11 protein-coding genes are annotated in these 16,222 nt (G+C 35.0%); 4 read left to right on the top strand and 7 right to left on the bottom strand.

Features of this window, described 5'->3' with window-relative positions:
- Positions 1 to 73 precede the first annotated feature (73 nt).
- A complete protein-coding gene (gene fbp, locus EG342_RS23740; RefSeq protein WP_103293131.1) occupies positions 74 to 1,090 on the top strand; it encodes a class 1 fructose-bisphosphatase in 1,017 nt (338 codons plus the stop codon).
- Positions 1,091 to 2,095, top strand: coding sequence for an o-succinylbenzoate synthase (gene menC, locus EG342_RS23735; RefSeq protein ID WP_103293130.1), 1,005 nt, complete (start codon positions 1,091 to 1,093; stop codon positions 2,093 to 2,095).
- Positions 2,096 to 2,107: 12 nt separating this feature from the next.
- On the opposite strand, the gene EG342_RS25305 is transcribed toward menC, so the two are convergent.
- The 4 genes from EG342_RS25305 to EG342_RS23720 form a co-directional block, all read right to left on the bottom strand.
- Positions 2,108 to 2,260, bottom strand: a complete 153-nt coding sequence (locus tag EG342_RS25305) for a bacteriocin-like protein (protein ID WP_164465226.1) — start codon at positions 2,258 to 2,260, stop codon at positions 2,108 to 2,110.
- A 232-nt stretch (positions 2,261 to 2,492) separates the two neighbouring features.
- On the bottom strand, positions 2,493 to 4,013 hold the full coding sequence (gene eptA / locus EG342_RS23730; protein ID WP_103293129.1) for a phosphoethanolamine--lipid A transferase EptA: 1,521 nt from the start codon (positions 4,011 to 4,013) through the stop codon (positions 2,493 to 2,495).
- Complete coding sequence (locus EG342_RS23725) at positions 4,000 to 4,827, bottom strand: phosphatase PAP2 family protein (protein ID WP_103293128.1); 828 nt, start codon at positions 4,825 to 4,827, stop codon at positions 4,000 to 4,002. The genes eptA and EG342_RS23725 overlap by 14 nt, the downstream gene beginning before the upstream one ends.
- Positions 4,828 to 5,677: 850 nt before the next feature.
- Positions 5,678 to 6,808 (bottom strand): alpha/beta hydrolase, encoded by a 1,131-nt coding sequence (locus tag EG342_RS23720; protein ID WP_103293127.1) that lies wholly within the window; start codon positions 6,806 to 6,808, stop codon positions 5,678 to 5,680.
- A 150-nt stretch (positions 6,809 to 6,958) separates the two neighbouring features.
- On the opposite strand from EG342_RS23720, the gene EG342_RS23715 reads away from it, so the two are divergent.
- A complete protein-coding gene (locus tag EG342_RS23715; protein WP_103293126.1) occupies positions 6,959 to 8,632 on the top strand; it encodes a glutamine--tRNA ligase/YqeY domain fusion protein in 1,674 nt (557 codons plus the stop codon).
- 153 nt (positions 8,633 to 8,785) lie between these two features.
- Here the strand turns inward: EG342_RS23715 and EG342_RS23710 are convergent, their stop codons facing one another.
- Together EG342_RS23710 and EG342_RS23705 are read right to left on the bottom strand one after the other, a co-directional pair.
- Complete coding sequence (locus EG342_RS23710; RefSeq protein WP_103293125.1) at positions 8,786 to 10,726, bottom strand: oleate hydratase; 1,941 nt, start codon at positions 10,724 to 10,726, stop codon at positions 8,786 to 8,788.
- 89 nt (positions 10,727 to 10,815) lie between these two features.
- The gene (locus EG342_RS23705) at positions 10,816 to 11,694 is read right to left on the bottom strand and encodes an AraC family transcriptional regulator (RefSeq protein WP_103293124.1); all 879 of its coding nucleotides are present in this window, start codon (positions 11,692 to 11,694) and stop codon (positions 10,816 to 10,818) included.
- Between the two features lie 305 nt (positions 11,695 to 11,999).
- Here EG342_RS23705 and EG342_RS23700 point away from each other — a divergent pair, with 305 nt between their 5' ends.
- Entirely contained in the window at positions 12,000 to 13,169 is a 1,170-nt protein-coding gene (locus EG342_RS23700) for an MFS transporter (protein ID WP_103293123.1), read from the top strand.
- A 91-nt stretch (positions 13,170 to 13,260) separates the two neighbouring features.
- Here the strand turns inward: EG342_RS23700 and EG342_RS23695 are convergent, their stop codons facing one another.
- A complete protein-coding gene (locus tag EG342_RS23695; RefSeq protein ID WP_103293122.1) occupies positions 13,261 to 16,068 on the bottom strand; it encodes a reprolysin-like metallopeptidase in 2,808 nt (935 codons plus the stop codon).
- Positions 16,069 to 16,222 lie beyond the last annotated feature (154 nt).

Here is a 16,222-nt window from a genome sequence, read left to right as displayed (position 1 = left end):
AGAGTCTTTTGTAATTAAATTTTCTTAATGCGATAAATTTTCCGAAATTTGGGGAAAACGTAAAAAGAAAAATATGTCAAATCAACCATTACAGACTTTAGGAGAATTTCTTATTGATAAACAGGACGATTTTCAGTATTCTACAGGTGAATTCTCTCGTCTTCTGAGTGCAATAAGATTGGCTTCGAAAGTGGTAAACAGAGAAGTAAATAAAGCCGGAATTGTAGATATTACAGGAGCTGCCGGCAACCAAAATGTTCAGGGTGAAGAGCAGCAGAAGCTTGATGTGATCGCTAATGAAATTTTTATTACGGCTTTGTCTCAGAGAGAGGTTGTTTGTGGTATTGCTTCTGAGGAAAATGATGATTTTATTGATATTAAATGTGGTGAAAATGGGCATTTAAGTAAATATGTTGTACTGATCGATCCTTTGGACGGATCTTCTAATATTGACGTCAATGTTTCTGTAGGAACCATTTTCTCTATTTACAGAAGGGTTTCTGAACCGGGAACTCCTGTTCAGTTGGAAGACTTTTTACAGAAAGGGGTTAACCAGATTGCAGCAGGATACGTTATTTACGGTTCTTCTACAATGATCGTTTATACTACCGGAAACGGGGTAAACGGATTTACTTTGGATCCATCTTTAGGAACATATTACCTTTCTCACCCTAATATGACTTTCCCAAGAACGGGTAAAATCTATTCGATCAACGAAGGAAACTATATCAAATTTCCTCAGGGAGTAAAAAATTATCTTAAATATTGCCAGATGGAAGAAGGCGACCGTCCTTATACTTCAAGATATATCGGTTCTTTGGTGGCGGACTTCCATAGAAATATGCTGAAAGGAGGAATTTATATTTATCCTTCTTATTCTCAGGCTCCGAATGGTAAGCTAAGATTATTATACGAATGTAATCCGATGGCATTCCTTGCTGAACAGGCGGGTGGAAAAGCAACGGATGGATTCAGAAGAATTTTGGAGATTGAACCTACCGAACTTCACCAGAGAATTCCATTTTTCTGCGGAAGTATTGACATGGTAGAAAAAGCTGAGGAATTTATGCGTATTGACAGTGTAAAATAGATGAAAGCATCCTATTATAGATACTTATTAGAATTTAAACGCCCGAGTGGAACATCTCGCGGCGTTTTGCTTGAAAAAGAAACCTTTATCCTGGAGATTTCAGAAAACGGAAAAAAAGGAGTAGGAGAATGTGCTGTTTTCAGAGGGTTAAGTTTTGATGACAGATCGGATTATGAGGAAAAACTGAAATGGCTTTGTGACAATATTGAGAAAGATTCTTCTTATGTAAAAGATGAATTAAAAAACTTTCCATCCATATGGTTTGGTTACGAACAGGCGATTTTAAATCTCAAGCATGGCGAAAGCTTATATTTTCCGAGTGAATTTACCGAAGGAAAAGCTGCCATTACCATCAATGGATTGATCTGGATGGGAGATATAGGATACATGGAAGAACAAATTCAGGATAAGCTGGAAAAGGGGTTTCATTGTATTAAATTGAAAATCGGAATTAACTGGCAGGAAGAACATATTATTCTTCAGAAATTAAGAGAAAAATTTTCTAAAGATCAGTTGGAGTTGCGTGTTGATGCCAATGGCGGGTTCAGTAAAGAAGAAGCCGTACTTGTTTTGAAACAACTGGCAGATTTACATATTCATTCTATCGAACAGCCTATAAAAGCCGGAAGCTGGGAAGATATGGCGGAATTATGTGCAACTACACCTACACCTATTGCCCTGGATGAAGAACTGATCGGTATTGTTGATTCTGAGGAAAAGAAAAAATTGCTGGAAAAGATAAACCCACAGTATATTATTCTGAAACCAGCTTTAGTAGGTGGTTTTTCAGGCTCTGATGAATGGATTTCCCTTGCTGAAAATCATCATATTGATTGGTGGATTACTTCTGCTCTGGAAAGTAATATCGGTTTGAATGCAATTGCTCAATATACATTTACCAAAAAAAATCCGATGCCTCAAGGATTGGGCACCGGAGCATTATTTGTCAATAATTTTGAATCCAGCTTAGATCTTCGAAATGAGCTGCTATGGTTCAAAATGTAATTAAAATTAAGGTTATACACTTGGGCAAACAGGATTTTCCCAATGGTCAGTATCCCATTCTCTGCAACATCTTTTTCTTGGATCCCAATTGTTGCAGCCAATAGGAATAATGCCTCCTTTAATTGTTTTTAATTCTCTTGAGGTTAACTTTTTTAGATTTTTCATAGTTGATATTTTGTTGATTAGTAAGTAAATATCAATAAAAAAAATCAGTTACACAAAATTTTTATTAATGAATAATATGTAAATGTGTAATTTTTATGAAAATAATTCTGAGATAATTCCAGTATATAAATAAAATTTCCGGTACCCAATGAGGGCCGGAAATTTTATTTATAAATGGTCGCCATCCAACTTTTAATTTGGAGGCAAAAAAGGTTTGGAGAAACGATGAAAACTATTTAAAAATATTCATATCTTCCTTGTACACCGGGCTTTTTATTCCTAAAAAGTGTAAAGCACTGTGAAATACGTGATTTTGGGATAGCGTAGTGTTAGGCTTGAGTTGTTGTGAACTGTCAGATACCCATACTATAAAAGGAATTTCATACTGCTCTTTAGGAGCAATACTTAAAGGCATTCCGTGCATATAAAGATTTTTTTCACCTAAAGACTCTCCGTGGTCCGAAACAAAAAGCATGGTACTTTTATAGTCTTTTAATTGTTTTAAATCCTCAATCACCCGATATAGAAGATAATCGGTATACACAATCGTATTGTCATAGGCATTGATGAGCTCCTGTTGAGAACAATTTCCCAATTCTACACTGTTGCAAACGGGTTTGAAAGTTTCAAACCGGGACGGATATTTTTTACTGTAGGTGGGGCCATGACTCGTACTGGTGTGCAAAACTATGAGTATCTTATTTTTTGTACTGGCCTGTATCTGCTCTTTTAATCCGCTTAAAAGAACTTCATCATAATTGCAGTCTTTGCCTTTGCAGCCCGACATTAAACTTTCTTTATTCTGGTAATTCTTTATATGTACCGGAGGTTCTCCCCAATTGGTGGTTCTCCAGATTACCTCTACATTATTCCGATATAGATAGTTGGGCAGAATTTCATATAAATCATCAGTATTGGTATGTTCTAAAATACATTTTACACCTGCTGTGGTATAGGTAGCACATGAAGTTGCTTTAAAACTATGTATATTTTGTTCCTTGGAAAGGAGAGGATTGGTATTCTTCCCATATCCATATAAAGAGAAATTCTGACTTCTTGCTGATTCTCCTATTACCAGTACTACAACTGATTTCTCATTATTTTGTATAGTGGCATTTGGTAATAAAATTTCCTTTTCATTTTTTTTGTATTCATGAATATAAAAAAGCGAAGTATTTACGGAATAAGACCAAGGCATGGCCAGTCCACCCAACGTTTTTGAATTTTTATCAATCCATAACCAATTGCTCGCGTTAGCAAATACCACGATCAGCATGAATAGTAAAGTAAGTGAGGAGGTAATTAAAAACTTTTTAAGAGGATCAGTACTGATTTTAACTTTAATAATATAAATACCCGGAAGTATCCCCAGGAAAAGAACATAGAATATCAATTTTATAGAAAAGAAATTACTGGATTCTTCGTAATTGGTATTGAGTATATTACCGATCATACTTTCGTCTATGATGACGCTGTAGGTATTGATAAAATAAACTGCAATTGAACTTATAATAAAAGTAAGTACCAGTAAAAATTTGCCGACAACACGCGAAAGAAAAAAAATAAGATAGAAAACGAAGGCATTGGCAACAAGCATCAGGATTATTAAACTTATAATAATGGCGACGCCGTTTAAACTTTTATAATCAACCTTACTAAAGACAAAGGAAAAAAATGGGATATGAAAGAATATGAAATTAAGAAAGCTCATTAACAGAGCGAAACTTGATAATTTCAAACTATTTTTTAACATAAACGTAAGTGATTATATACAATGATATTATTAAACTAATTAGTGAAAGATAGAATATGATCAGGTTTTCGTTAATGATTTTGTTGATCAAAATAATGATACAAATACTAAATGCCAATATAAAAACAGGATAATATTTTTTATTGCCAACCCAGCCCCATATTTTATATTTCTGATTGATAAAAATACCTAAAAGTCCTGAAATATACCCAATAATACTACCAATAATCACATCAAGCGGATAATGGGCTCCTACTGCAACTCTTGTAAATGCAATAATTAGTCCTATGATCATGATAGCGGTACACCAAATGATTCTATATTTCTGCTTTTGGGGCATGAAAGTAAACATCAGAATAGTAAATGTTGTAAAAACAGTAATAGCATGCCCGGATGGTAAACTGGTATGTCCCGACAGTGTTTTTCCTATGATAACAAAGCTTTCATTGTCAAATACCGCAGCCGGTCGCGGTACTGCAAATAGTTTTTTTAAAAGATTACAAAATACAGCAGAAACAAGTGAGGCTGACAATAAAGATCGCCATATTTTTGGAACATATACAACGAAAATAGAAAAAAAAGGCAAAAGGACAAGAGCATCGCCCAATTGGGTAAGGTTGTATTGTAGATTAGGATATTGAGATAGTTTAGAATTCAGAAAAAAGAACCATTTTTCCTGAATACCTATATAGGCAACAAAACTCAAAGCATCCAGTTTGTATAGATAAAACAAAATTAAGGTTAGCAAAAGAAGGGGGACATACAGTAATAATAAACCCGGCTGAATATAATTACTAATCACAGTTTTATTCATAATATTTGCTTTACATTTTACCGGATCATTGTTGCTTTAATCCCTACCTGTATGTTTTTTCTTAGTATTGTGCCCAGGATTAAACATTTTTATTTTAATTTTTAAAAAAAAATATAAGATGATCATCTTAGATTTTTCACTGCCAAAAATAAACTTAATAAACAAACTTTTGCTTTGTTTTATATTGCGTATTTGTTGTGTATTCTTTAATTAAATGTTTCGTTAGTACATAATTTACATACTAAAGTTTATTTTTGAATAAAAAAATCTTCTGTTTCTTGGTTAAATATTCTCTATAATTTGAATATTGTAGACCATAATATAGATATACATTTTTTTAAGAATCTATTTGTATAACTTAATAATGATGAGTTTATTGTTGAAGATTGTATATTTTTTTGTAAATCGTTAGGGTTGTGGATTTGATGATAATCAATGTTTTAAATAATAATATTGAAATTATAAATCACTTAAAAGAATATTGCGAATGAGAAGGGTTTAGTTTTGATAAAATGATTTAAATTATTCATTTTGCCAACCCATGAAAATAAATCCCTGCAATAGATCTGTAGGAATTTTAAAATAATAAATCTGTTTTTTAATGGGTAAAGTAATTTTGGGATCGGATAAACTCGCGTTTTTTTAAGGGTTATTTTTTCTGTTAAATCACATCTTTTACGAAAATTGTTTTCTTTATATAATCTAATATAAAATAAAACTGTTTTTTTATTTGTTTCATGATAAAAAATTGTAATTCCCTATCGTATGAATTGGCAATCTCTATGCCATCCTCTTTTTTTGTCGTAACTTTAACATTGAGTTAATTTTATAGCATTTTTTTAATTAATCATTAAGAAATAATTGTGAAAATATTTTCGTTATCTTTTATTCTATTCGTGATAAGATTCCGATCGATTCCATATAAATTTTGAAAAATATCATTCTGAACCTGTGAGCTGGAAAGGTATCCCCAATGATTTCCTATTTCATATTTAAGACTTTTCAACACATCATCTTTTACAAAAGTGCAGTCTATGATAGAAACGATGTCTTTATACGGGGTGATATCGCTTGGCCCGTTTTTACCAAGTCTCGGAGTAAGGATATTTTTGGTAAACTGTGATACGCCCAGAATCAGATCCTGTCTGTTTAGATAAATAGAAATACGATTGGCAAGGAGAGGAAGCTTATTAAAAGAATCCTCAGCATCCTCAAACACTTTATAACTCACGTCTGCATTCAGAAGAATCACCTGATCGATAACTCTCAGTATATTTTCTCTTTTGAGACTATACAACATACTCTGGAGTACTCTGTTTCCCAGAGAATGCGCCATAATGTGAATTCTTTGATTGCACGGAGCCAGATCACGGTTGGAAAAAATATCCTTTAAAAACTGAGTATAGAAGTAAAACAGTCTCAATAATGATGTCCCTGAATTAATGCTTGACGCCTTATCATCAAAGTAAGTCATTGGAACAAGACTACTCGAAGCCGGCCAGCTTACAAATAAAATATGTTCTACGGGAGAAGCAGGATTATCAATAAATAACTTTTTAAGGTCAATCATTGCCTTAAGCTCATCATCAAAAGTATATGCATACCCGTGAATAAAGATCAAAACGTCACTCCTGTCTTTTGTAGCAGACATATTCTTATACAATTCATAGAACATTCTCTGCGTTCCACCCAGATTATCAGCGGTCAGAGGAGATTTTTTTATGCCTTTTTCACTAAGAAGTACATCCAGCACTTCTCCATAGCCTTGTTTTTCAGGTTCAGAGAATAATTTGTAATCTAAAATGTTCCTATTAGTGTAATCTTTTTTCTTTCGAGCCTGTGCAGTGGGTTCTTTATAGTCGTCAAAATTGCATTTGGCAATCCTGAAATTGGGGATTGAATATTCATCATTGGAAAAAGAATCTACTTTTTCGCCCTTATGACGAACGATTTTTCGGTTGCTTAGAATATAAACGGCCATGATGATACTTGATAAATGGTTTTAGCTTTTCCTAAATTAATAAAAAATACTGAATTAGCATCACTTATGCTTTTAAATTATCACTTTCACAAACGCTTATTTTTCCGTAACTTTGTGCAACTTTTTTTGCTATAAATAAAAGCTAATTTAATGGAAGAAGAAAAAAAATCACTCAATTTTATTGAGCAAATTATTGAAGATGATCTGGCAAACGGTTTGAATAAAGATCAGATCCGTTTCCGTTTTCCCCCTGAACCTAATGGTTATCTGCATGTAGGGCATACTAAAGCCATCTGCATTAACTTTGGGCTGGGCGAAAAATACAACGCTCCCGTAAACCTTCGTTTTGACGATACGAACCCTGAAAAAGAAGAGCAGGAATTCGTAGATTCTATTAAAAAAGACGTTGAATGGCTAGGATTCAAATGGGATAAAGAATTGTATGCATCAGATTACTTCCAGCAGCTTTATGAATGGGCAGTACAATTAATTAAAGAAGGAAAAGCTTACGTAGATGAGCAACCATCTGAAGTTATTACCGAGCAGAGAAAAAATCCTGCAGAACCAGGCGTAGAATCACCATATAGAAACCGTCCGGTTGAAGAATCTGTGGGTTTGTTCGAAAGAATGAAAAACGGAGAGTTCGAGGAGGGAACAATGTCTCTTCGTGCTAAAATCGACATGATTTCTCCCAATATGAATATGCGTGACCCTGTGATGTACAGAATTCTGAAAAGACCTCACCACAGAACAGGTACTGCATGGAAAATTTATCCGATGTACGACTGGGCACACGGTGAATCTGATTACCTGGAACAAGTTTCTCACTCACTATGTTCATTAGAGTTTGAAAACCACAGACCTTTATATAACTGGTATCTTGAGCAGGTATATGATGAATCTAAAGTAGCTCCCAAGCAAAGAGAATTTGCAAGGATGAATGTTTCCTATATGATTACTTCCAAAAGAAAGTTACAAAGACTTGTAGCCGAAGGGGCGGTAACAGGATGGGATGATCCGAGGATGCCTACCATTTCAGGAATGAGAAGAAAAGGATTTACTCCGGCTTCCATCAGAAACTTTATTGAAAAAGTAGGTGTTGCCAAAAGAGAAAACCTTATTGAAATTCAGTTGCTTGATTTCTGCGTACGTGAAGACCTTAATAAAGTGGCAAAACGTGTAATGGCAGTTGTAGATCCTGTAAAATTAGTGATTGAAAACTATCCTGAAGATAAAGAAGAATGGTTGGACACTGAAAATAATCCTGAACAGGAAAATGCAGGAACAAGAGAAGTACCATTCTCCAGAGAATTATACATAGAACGTGAAGACTTCAAAGAAGAAGCCAACAATAAATTCTTCAGACTGAAATTAGGTGGAGAAGTTCGTTTGAAATCTGCTTATATCATTAAAGCTGAAAGAGTAGAGAAGGATGAAAATGGTGAGATCACCACCATCTATGCTACTTATGATGAAAAAAGTAAATCTGGAAGCGGAACAGAAGAAAGTTTAAGAAAAGTAAAAGGAACTTTACACTGGGTATCTGCAAAACATGCGATCCCTGTAGAAATAAGAGTTTACGATAAGCTATTTACTGTAGAGCAACCGGATGCTGAAAAAGATGTTGATTTCTTAAACTTCATCAATCCTGAATCTGTAACGATGATTCAAGGTTTTGCTGAACCAGGTTTAAAAGATGTAGCAGTAGGGGAGCCACTTCAGTTCCAAAGAATCGGATACTTTACAAAAGATCAGGATTCTACGGATTCTAATCTGGTATTCAACCGTACGGTAACTTTAAAAGATGGTTATAAACCGGAATAATTTTCGGAATATAAATATAAAAAAGCAGGACTTAGAAATAAGTCCTGCTTTTTTATTGATTGGTAACGTTATTGCGAACCGAAGGTGAAGCAATCTCAAATTAAGCTCATCCAGTTTTTGTTTTAAAAACCTTTTCTCAACATAAAAAGAATATTAACCCTTTACTCCTTTTATCCAATCCTGAAATTTACCTACCTGTTCCATGAAGAAAGATTCATGTTCTTCTTTTTCTTCAGGACGGTTAACCAGGATATGTTCAAAGTAAGTGTCTTTTAATATTTTTCTTAAAATTCCTTCTCCCAGAAACGGCTTATAATCATTCAGAGCCTGGGTTGCTTTCAGTAAATGGCGGATGTCATATTGTAACGGATTAATATCCGGAACCTGCTTGTTGAGGTTAAGAAGATTGTATACTGCAATTCTTGCTGTTCTTACAGAACTTTCCATGGTGAAGACTACATCATTATTTGTTTCCACGAACTGCCCTACAAGACCTAGATTCGTACAACCTTCAGGAACAACTCTCGGACGGTCTCCATAGGCTCTTGGCATAAACATGGAGGTGATATAAGGCATAAATGCTGTACGAACGATTGTATTCTCTATAACATTATCCAGTTGATCCGTCATTCCAAGGTGGTGACAAAGCTCTGCAAGAATCTCGTTCCCGGTACATTGCGGCATTGTTTTTTTGATATAATTACCTTCTTTATCCATCAATAGAGCATATACCCAAACCACAAGAATATCATCCGGTTGAGTCGGGAAGTGAGGCTGTCTGTTGCAGGTAAAGCTCATCACCCAATTAGAGTCCGTGATTGTAATGATACCTCCGGTAGCTGTTTTCCCGGAATAAGGATCATTCACACATAGCTCTTTTAATTTTTCTGTGAATGCAGACGGACGACAGGTTAATGTTGCAGATTCCCATGAAGATTTTTCGATATGACTACAGAATTTTTCAGGTTTCCCGAATACTTCAGATTTTGCAGCAAGATTTTTCCAGAGTTTCCATCCCGGGCTTTGGCCCATGCTGGTATTATCTATTGTCACTTCAGGAACGGTATTGTTATCTCCATAAAACGTACTTTCTGTCATAGAACCGGTAGTTACAATTACATAATCGTCTTTTCCTACCGGTATTTTTACCTCTTCACCATTTTGTTCAGTAATAATTCCTTCTACGGTTTTTCCTTCAGTATTGATATGAATATCCAAATCTTTCACCAGGGTGTTAAACTGGATCTGTACTCCTTTTTCAACAAGAAAATCTTTTAACGGAGTGACAAATGTGTCATATTGATTGTATTTTGGAAATACAAGACATGAGAAGTCTTTCATCCCATCGATTGCGTGCAGGAATCTGTGCATATACAGTTTCAGTTCCAATAAACTGTGCCAGTTTTCAAAGGCAAACATGGAACGCCAGAAAAACCAGAAATTACTGTTGAGGAACGATTCTGAGAAATAGTCTTCAATACTTAGATCATCAAGCTCTTCTTTTTTCTTTAATAAAAGTTTGACAATGGCCAATTGGTCTTTTTTCTCCAATCCGAATTTACTGAAATCCTGAATCTGCCCCTGGTTATGGATCAATCTTGCTTTTGAATAATTGGGATCATTGTCATTAATAAGACGGTATTCATCCAAGACACTATAAGGGGCAGGTAGTTCCAGTGCAGGGATATCCTGGAAAATATCCCAAAGATTTTCGTAGGTCATATCCATTTCCCTTCCACCACGAATGATATAGCCGTCTTTTGCATTACCGGCACCATCGAGGGATCCTCCTTCAATATTCAGCTGATCAAGGAAAATGATATTTTTGCCCGGAACACGCCCGTCACGAATGAAGTAATATGCTGCAGACATTCCTGCAATTCCGCTTCCTACAATGTAAATTTTACTGTTTTCATATGATTGTAAAGGAATACCTTTATTACGCTGATAGTTTCCGATCTGGTCCGAGAAAGGCATTGTCTTTTCAGGAGTGTTAATTTGAACTTCTTTACTCGAATCCGGTTCATGGTTCACTTTTCCGAATTGGTCAGAAGTATTTAAAATTGTGTCGAATTTTGAATTGATCATACTCATTTTGTAATGTTTTTAATTAACATTATAAAGGTACCCCTATTCACAAAGCACTGCATATCCCCAATGTCGGAATTGCTGTCCCCAAATTCTTACGACTGGATATTTTCTTTAATTCTGTACTCAGAAGGGGAGATGGAAGTATGTTTTTTGAAAAAACGTCCAAAAGCAGAGGCGGAATTAAACTGAAGTTCAAAAGCAATCTCCAATATGGTGACCTCAGGATTTCCAAGCATGACGTAAGCTTCCTTTAGTAAGGTTTCGTCAATCACTTCATGAGGTGTTTTTCCGCTTGTTTTTTTAATGATTTCTATCAGATATTTGTTGGAAATACAAAGTTGATCAGCATAAAACTGGACGGCTCTCTGCTTTCTGATGTTTTCTCGGATGAGCTTAGTGAATTTCAGGTAAAGATCTTTTTTTCCTTCCTCCTTTTCATTTCCAGTGAGATTTTCCTTTTCAATAATCTCTGCGGTTTCCAGCAATAGATTGAAGATGATGGTGCGGATAATTTCTTCTGTAAATTTTCCCTGTTTTCTGGATTTCTTTTTAAGGTAATCCAACAGATTTTGAAGTTGTGAAGAGTTTTTTGCAGTAGTCTTTACAATGCTGTAAGAGCCTTCAGGGAAAAGGTTCATTTTTTCAATGATGAAAGGATTAGAAATATTTTTAATAAGAAAGTTCTTATCGAAGAACAGTAGCTTCATCATAAAATCTTCACTGGTTTCCAGAAATTTTACAATGGTTGAGGGTGCCGCTACAAGAAAACTATGTGCATCTACTTTATAATTCTGATTATCAATTTCAATGCTTATTTCTCCTGCGGTACAGATACATAAGGCATAGTAATCCATTCTGAAAGGTTCCCCGGGAAATTTAAAAATAGGATTTCCTGACGAGACATAATAAGACTTACGGCAGTCAATACTGTAAAAAGATAAAGTATCATGTAAGTTTTCATAGGTTACCATTCTTGTATTGATTAAATTCTTATTGTATTTTTAAGCTTTTATAGATTGTAAAACCTTACTGTCACTGCAATTTACGAAAATTATAAAGGCTTTTAAAGCTTTACACACCAAAAAAGACTTCCAGTTTTTGAAAACCATTGATAGTCTGTTTTTATTATGGTTATTTATAAAAAATACTTTAAATAAAGGCGGTTCAGGCTATTTTTGCCTAAATTTGTACTTTCAAATTTTTCCCCCCAAATAGTATTGTGAGATTAATTAACTTATACACGAGTTCTTTTAAAGGACTCTCGCAGGAGAGTTGGATGCTGGCGTTGGTAATGCTCATCAACAGGGCCGGTTCTATGGTGCTTCCTTTTTTGGGAGTTTATATGACGGATCATTTACATTTCAGTATTGAAAATTCAGGAATTGTATTGAGTTTCTTCGGTATTGGATCTGTAATCGGTTCATGGTTGGGTGGAATGATCACGGATAAAATCGGTGAATATAGAGTGCAAAGCTTAAGTTTACTGTTGAGTGTTCCTTTATTCTGTTTAATTCCCTTATTTAAAACTGAAGTCGGATTGGCAGCTATTATTTTGGCTCAGAGTATCATAAGCGAAACGTTTCGTCCGGCCAATTCGGTTGCGATTACAAAATATGCAAGACCTGAAAATATTACCAGAGCCTTTTCATTAAACAGGATGGCCGTTAATTTAGGTTTCTCTATTGGGCCTGCATTAGGAGGGATTTTGTCAGCTATATCGTATGAATTTTTATTTTTCAGTAATGCTTTAGCCGCTTTTCTGGCCGGATTGATGTACATCTGGTTTTTCCAAAAACGAACAAAAGTAGCAAGACAAAATGCAAAAAAGGTTAAAGAAACTATCATTATAAAAAAAGAAAGCTCTCCATATCGTGACCGCAAATTCCTGGTGTATAGTTTGTTTTGTATGTTGTTTGCTATTTGTTTCTTTCAGCTATTCAGTACGTTGACTATCTTTTATAAAGACACAGCACATATAAGCCAGCAAAATATTGGGTTTATTCTGGGATATAGCGGATTTTTGATTGTGCTGCTGGAAATGGGATTTGTTCAGCTTGCGGAGAAATATTTTACCTTAGCATTTACCATGTTTTTAGGAACTTTATTATGTGGTCTGTCCTATGCTATGCTGGCTTTTGATTATACTATGGTTGCATTACTGGTTTCTATGACACTCCTTTGTATCGGCGAAATATGGACATTGCCTTTTATGTCAACAATTACAGCATTACGCTCAGGAAAAAATAATAAGGGAGCCTACATGGGACTGAACGGAATGTCAATTTCTATAGCCTTTATTATTACTCCCTATATAGGAACAATGATTGCCGATAAGTTAGGTTTTAATTTTTTGTGGATAGGAACAGGAGTATTGGCAATAGGTATAGCATTTGGTCTTTATTTTATTATTCCATGGATGCTTAAGGATAAAAATAAAAGTGGATAATGAGTTGATTTGATTTACAGAATTATAAAATATAATAAAACCCGGCTGAAATTTTTTCAACCGGGTTCTTTAATAATTCTAAAATCTGAATTTATTTAATAATAACCTTTTTAGCTATTTTTTTTGTACCTGTATTGAATACCATGATATAGTTTCCTTTGGCAAAACCGGTAAGGTCTATTTTGGTGTCATTAGTGATATCCTTTTGACTATGTACCAATCTTCCTGCAATATCAAAAATCTGAACTTCTATAGAGGTGTTTTTCTTCATCAATACATTGAATCTTCCATTAGAAGGATTAGGATAGATCTGGAATTCATCTTTTCCTAAAGCGATCTCTTTTACATTCAGAGTAGAAACGGCTTGTCTGGTGCAGAGCTCAATGGCGGCAGAATTTACTTTTCCTGAAGCTGTAGAATTAGTTACGGGGTCAATCGCTCTAATGATCCAGTTTCCACTCGGGTTTTGACCATAGTATTTACTTAAATCAAGTCTGATAGGTTCTATTCTAACGGGAGGATTGGTATTAAGATTATTACAATTTATTGCTGAAGACTCTCCTTCCTGATCAAATCTTGCCTTAAGAGTGTTTTTTCCAGGGCAATTCGAGTACCAGAATAACTGATTTTGAGCGTCGCTTGGGGATTTGAGTGTTAAAGCAAGATTTTTTAGATCGGTATAAGAAATATCCATTGCAATATTAATATCTTCAATGGTCGTTGTGACTGGGATATTAATATTCATGATAGCAGGAGCACTAGGAGCGATGGCAAATGTTCCGCTGACAGGATATTGGGTACAGTTCATGGTTACATTATAACCAATAGCAAAAGCCGGACTTGCTGCATAATAAATATTTCCTACAGATTCCACTATAATATAAGCTTTTTGTGAAGGTGTAGATGGAATTGTAATTGTTTCTTCCCCATCGTTGGGTGTATTGGAGACAAGCTGATTAAATGTAGTTCCTCCATCTATTGATATTAAGATATTCACAGATTGTGTATCGATAGGAGCTGTATTGGTTCCGGCTATATCCCATTTTAGAAGGTGAGAAGATCCTGACGGGTAATTTTGATTTAATGAAACTGAGGTAATTTTAAAAGGTCCTGTACTTTCATTGATGCTGACTACTGCTTCATCACTTGCTGTTTGGCCTCCTTCTGTAGCATTATCTCTCACTAAACTTATGAATTTCATATTGCGGGCAACATTTGAAGCCATATTCCACGTATTGTACAAACTTCCATCAAGAACTTCATTAAGTGGAGGAAAATACCGTATGGGGTTTGTAGTTGGGGAATATACTCTGAAATTTGGAGTTACAGCAGACATACGATCGGGAAATGAATAGTTCTTCATATTTTGAAGCAACTGATTCCTCACATCATCTTGATTTACAGGAATAGTAACATTAATGTTAAAAGGTGTATTAGGTGCAGAGAGATCAGCTTCTTCCCAGGAATATGTTAAGCTGTTATTATCCGGATCTGTCGCTGTCGCTGTTAGTTTAAAAGCAGTTCCTTTAGGAATAGTATAATCTGGTCCGGCATTTACAACCGGTGGATTGTTAGACATATCTACTACGGTTGCACAACTGGTGGTTTTGATATAACTATTGATTTGGCTAATACTATAGTGCAAAAATTGATCACTGTGTTTATCCACTACATCGTAAGTTCCTGTTACACCTGGATACCCCATAATAGTAGTTCCACTTCCCGGTTCTCTGTTGGCACCTGTTTCTGGTTGTGTAATGGTTTCGAGAGGAAATATTCCTAAATACATTAAGGTTATATTCATATTTTCCGGTTTGGAAAATGTATGATTTGCTCCAAACAGATGCCCCATTTCATGAGCAACAATCATTGCAAATATAAATCCGCTTGGGGTAGAGGTAAGCCCGACTGCACCTGCATAAGCTGCACCTCCGTTACATACCCCACCAATGTCTGAAGCTTTGCCACCTCCTGTATTTTGATTGGAAAATAGCATTCCCAGGTCATAATTGCCACTGCCAATGGTATTATTGAGAGTGGTTTTAATTTCTTTATCTAATGTTGTTTGGGATGCTGAAAGGTTGCTGGTGTTAAATGTTGAATACGGATCTGTATTTTTATCCAAGAAAATAATCTGATCATTATTAGCTACCAGATTCATATGAATGGAAAGATCTCTTTCATAGACAGGATTGATATAGCTCATCAGATTATTAATAGCTGCCACTGAATTAGCAAGAGTGCCACCATGGTATTCACTAAATTCCCCATCAGTGGTTGCAGCAAGTTTATAGGTTCTGAATTTCTTGTCATTGGTATTATCACTAGGGAATACCTTGGCTGTATTACCAGATTTTTTTTCGTCAATATGGCATTCAAAATTACTAATTTTGGAAAGTACTTCCGGAGCAGCAGGGCTTACAAGATAGACGGAAGCATCTTTGGTGGCAGGTTCAATAACTGTTGGTTTCTGGCTAGGATTAAATATAATTATGTTTATTCCTTTCTGTGACAGTCCAAAGCTGACTCTTTTGCCTGGATTTTTTACAGATAGCCCTCTGTAAGATTTAATTTCCGGAAACTTTGCAGCCAGTTCTGGAGCCATGTTGGAGGTCTCATAAACGGCATATTTTTCAAATTTTCCGTCCAGGCCGGGAATATCTATCATTACAGTAGATTTTGTAGCCATCCCTGTTTTAGATACAGGAGCCATTTGTAATACTGATTTCAATTGATTGATATCCAATGTGTAAGTGTTAGAATAATCAGCTCCAATGTACCTCTTGGACTCGATTAAATTTCTTTCGTTGATTTTGGTTTTTTTCCAGAAATTCTGCGCACACAGACTCTGGCTTCCTATGGTGGCAATTGCCAGAAATAAGTAGATTTTTTTTTTCATGTTTTTTTATTTTTTTTTGCTTTTTTTACGTTATTAAAATGATAATAACTTTGCTAAATTTATAATTTTATCTTATATGTTTAGAATATTTTATTTTATGTTAAATTGTTGTTTTTCAGTATTTTATATATTAAATATGAATTTGTATTTAGTA

The sequence above is a fragment of the Chryseobacterium lactis genome (assembly GCF_003815875.1).
GTDB lineage: Bacteria > Bacteroidota > Bacteroidia > Flavobacteriales > Weeksellaceae > Chryseobacterium > Chryseobacterium lactis.
Note: the sequence above shows the minus strand (reverse complement) of the source record. Positions and strands in the feature narration are given on the sequence as shown.

Bases quoted from the DNA above. Each gene is read 5' to 3' on its own strand.
- fbp (WP_103293131.1), top strand. From the start codon at position 74: ATGTCAAATCAACCATTACAGACTTTAGGAGAATTTCTTATTGATAAA.
- menC (WP_103293130.1), top strand. From the start codon at position 1,091: ATGAAAGCATCCTATTATAGATACTTATTAGAATTTAAACGCCCGAGT.
- EG342_RS25305 (WP_164465226.1), bottom strand. From the start codon at position 2,260: ATGAAAAATCTAAAAAAGTTAACCTCAAGAGAATTAAAAACAATTAAA.
- eptA (WP_103293129.1), bottom strand. From the start codon at position 4,013: ATGTTAAAAAATAGTTTGAAATTATCAAGTTTCGCTCTGTTAATGAGC.
- EG342_RS23725 (WP_103293128.1), bottom strand. From the start codon at position 4,827: ATGAATAAAACTGTGATTAGTAATTATATTCAGCCGGGTTTATTATTA.
- EG342_RS23720 (WP_103293127.1), bottom strand. From the start codon at position 6,808: ATGGCCGTTTATATTCTAAGCAACCGAAAAATCGTTCGTCATAAGGGC.
- EG342_RS23715 (WP_103293126.1), top strand. From the start codon at position 6,959: ATGGAAGAAGAAAAAAAATCACTCAATTTTATTGAGCAAATTATTGAA.
- EG342_RS23710 (WP_103293125.1), bottom strand. From the start codon at position 10,726: ATGAGTATGATCAATTCAAAATTCGACACAATTTTAAATACTTCTGAC.
- EG342_RS23705 (WP_103293124.1), bottom strand. From the start codon at position 11,694: ATGGTAACCTATGAAAACTTACATGATACTTTATCTTTTTACAGTATT.
- EG342_RS23700 (WP_103293123.1), top strand. From the start codon at position 12,000: ATGCTGGCGTTGGTAATGCTCATCAACAGGGCCGGTTCTATGGTGCTT.
- EG342_RS23695 (WP_103293122.1), bottom strand. From the start codon at position 16,068: ATGAAAAAAAAAATCTACTTATTTCTGGCAATTGCCACCATAGGAAGC.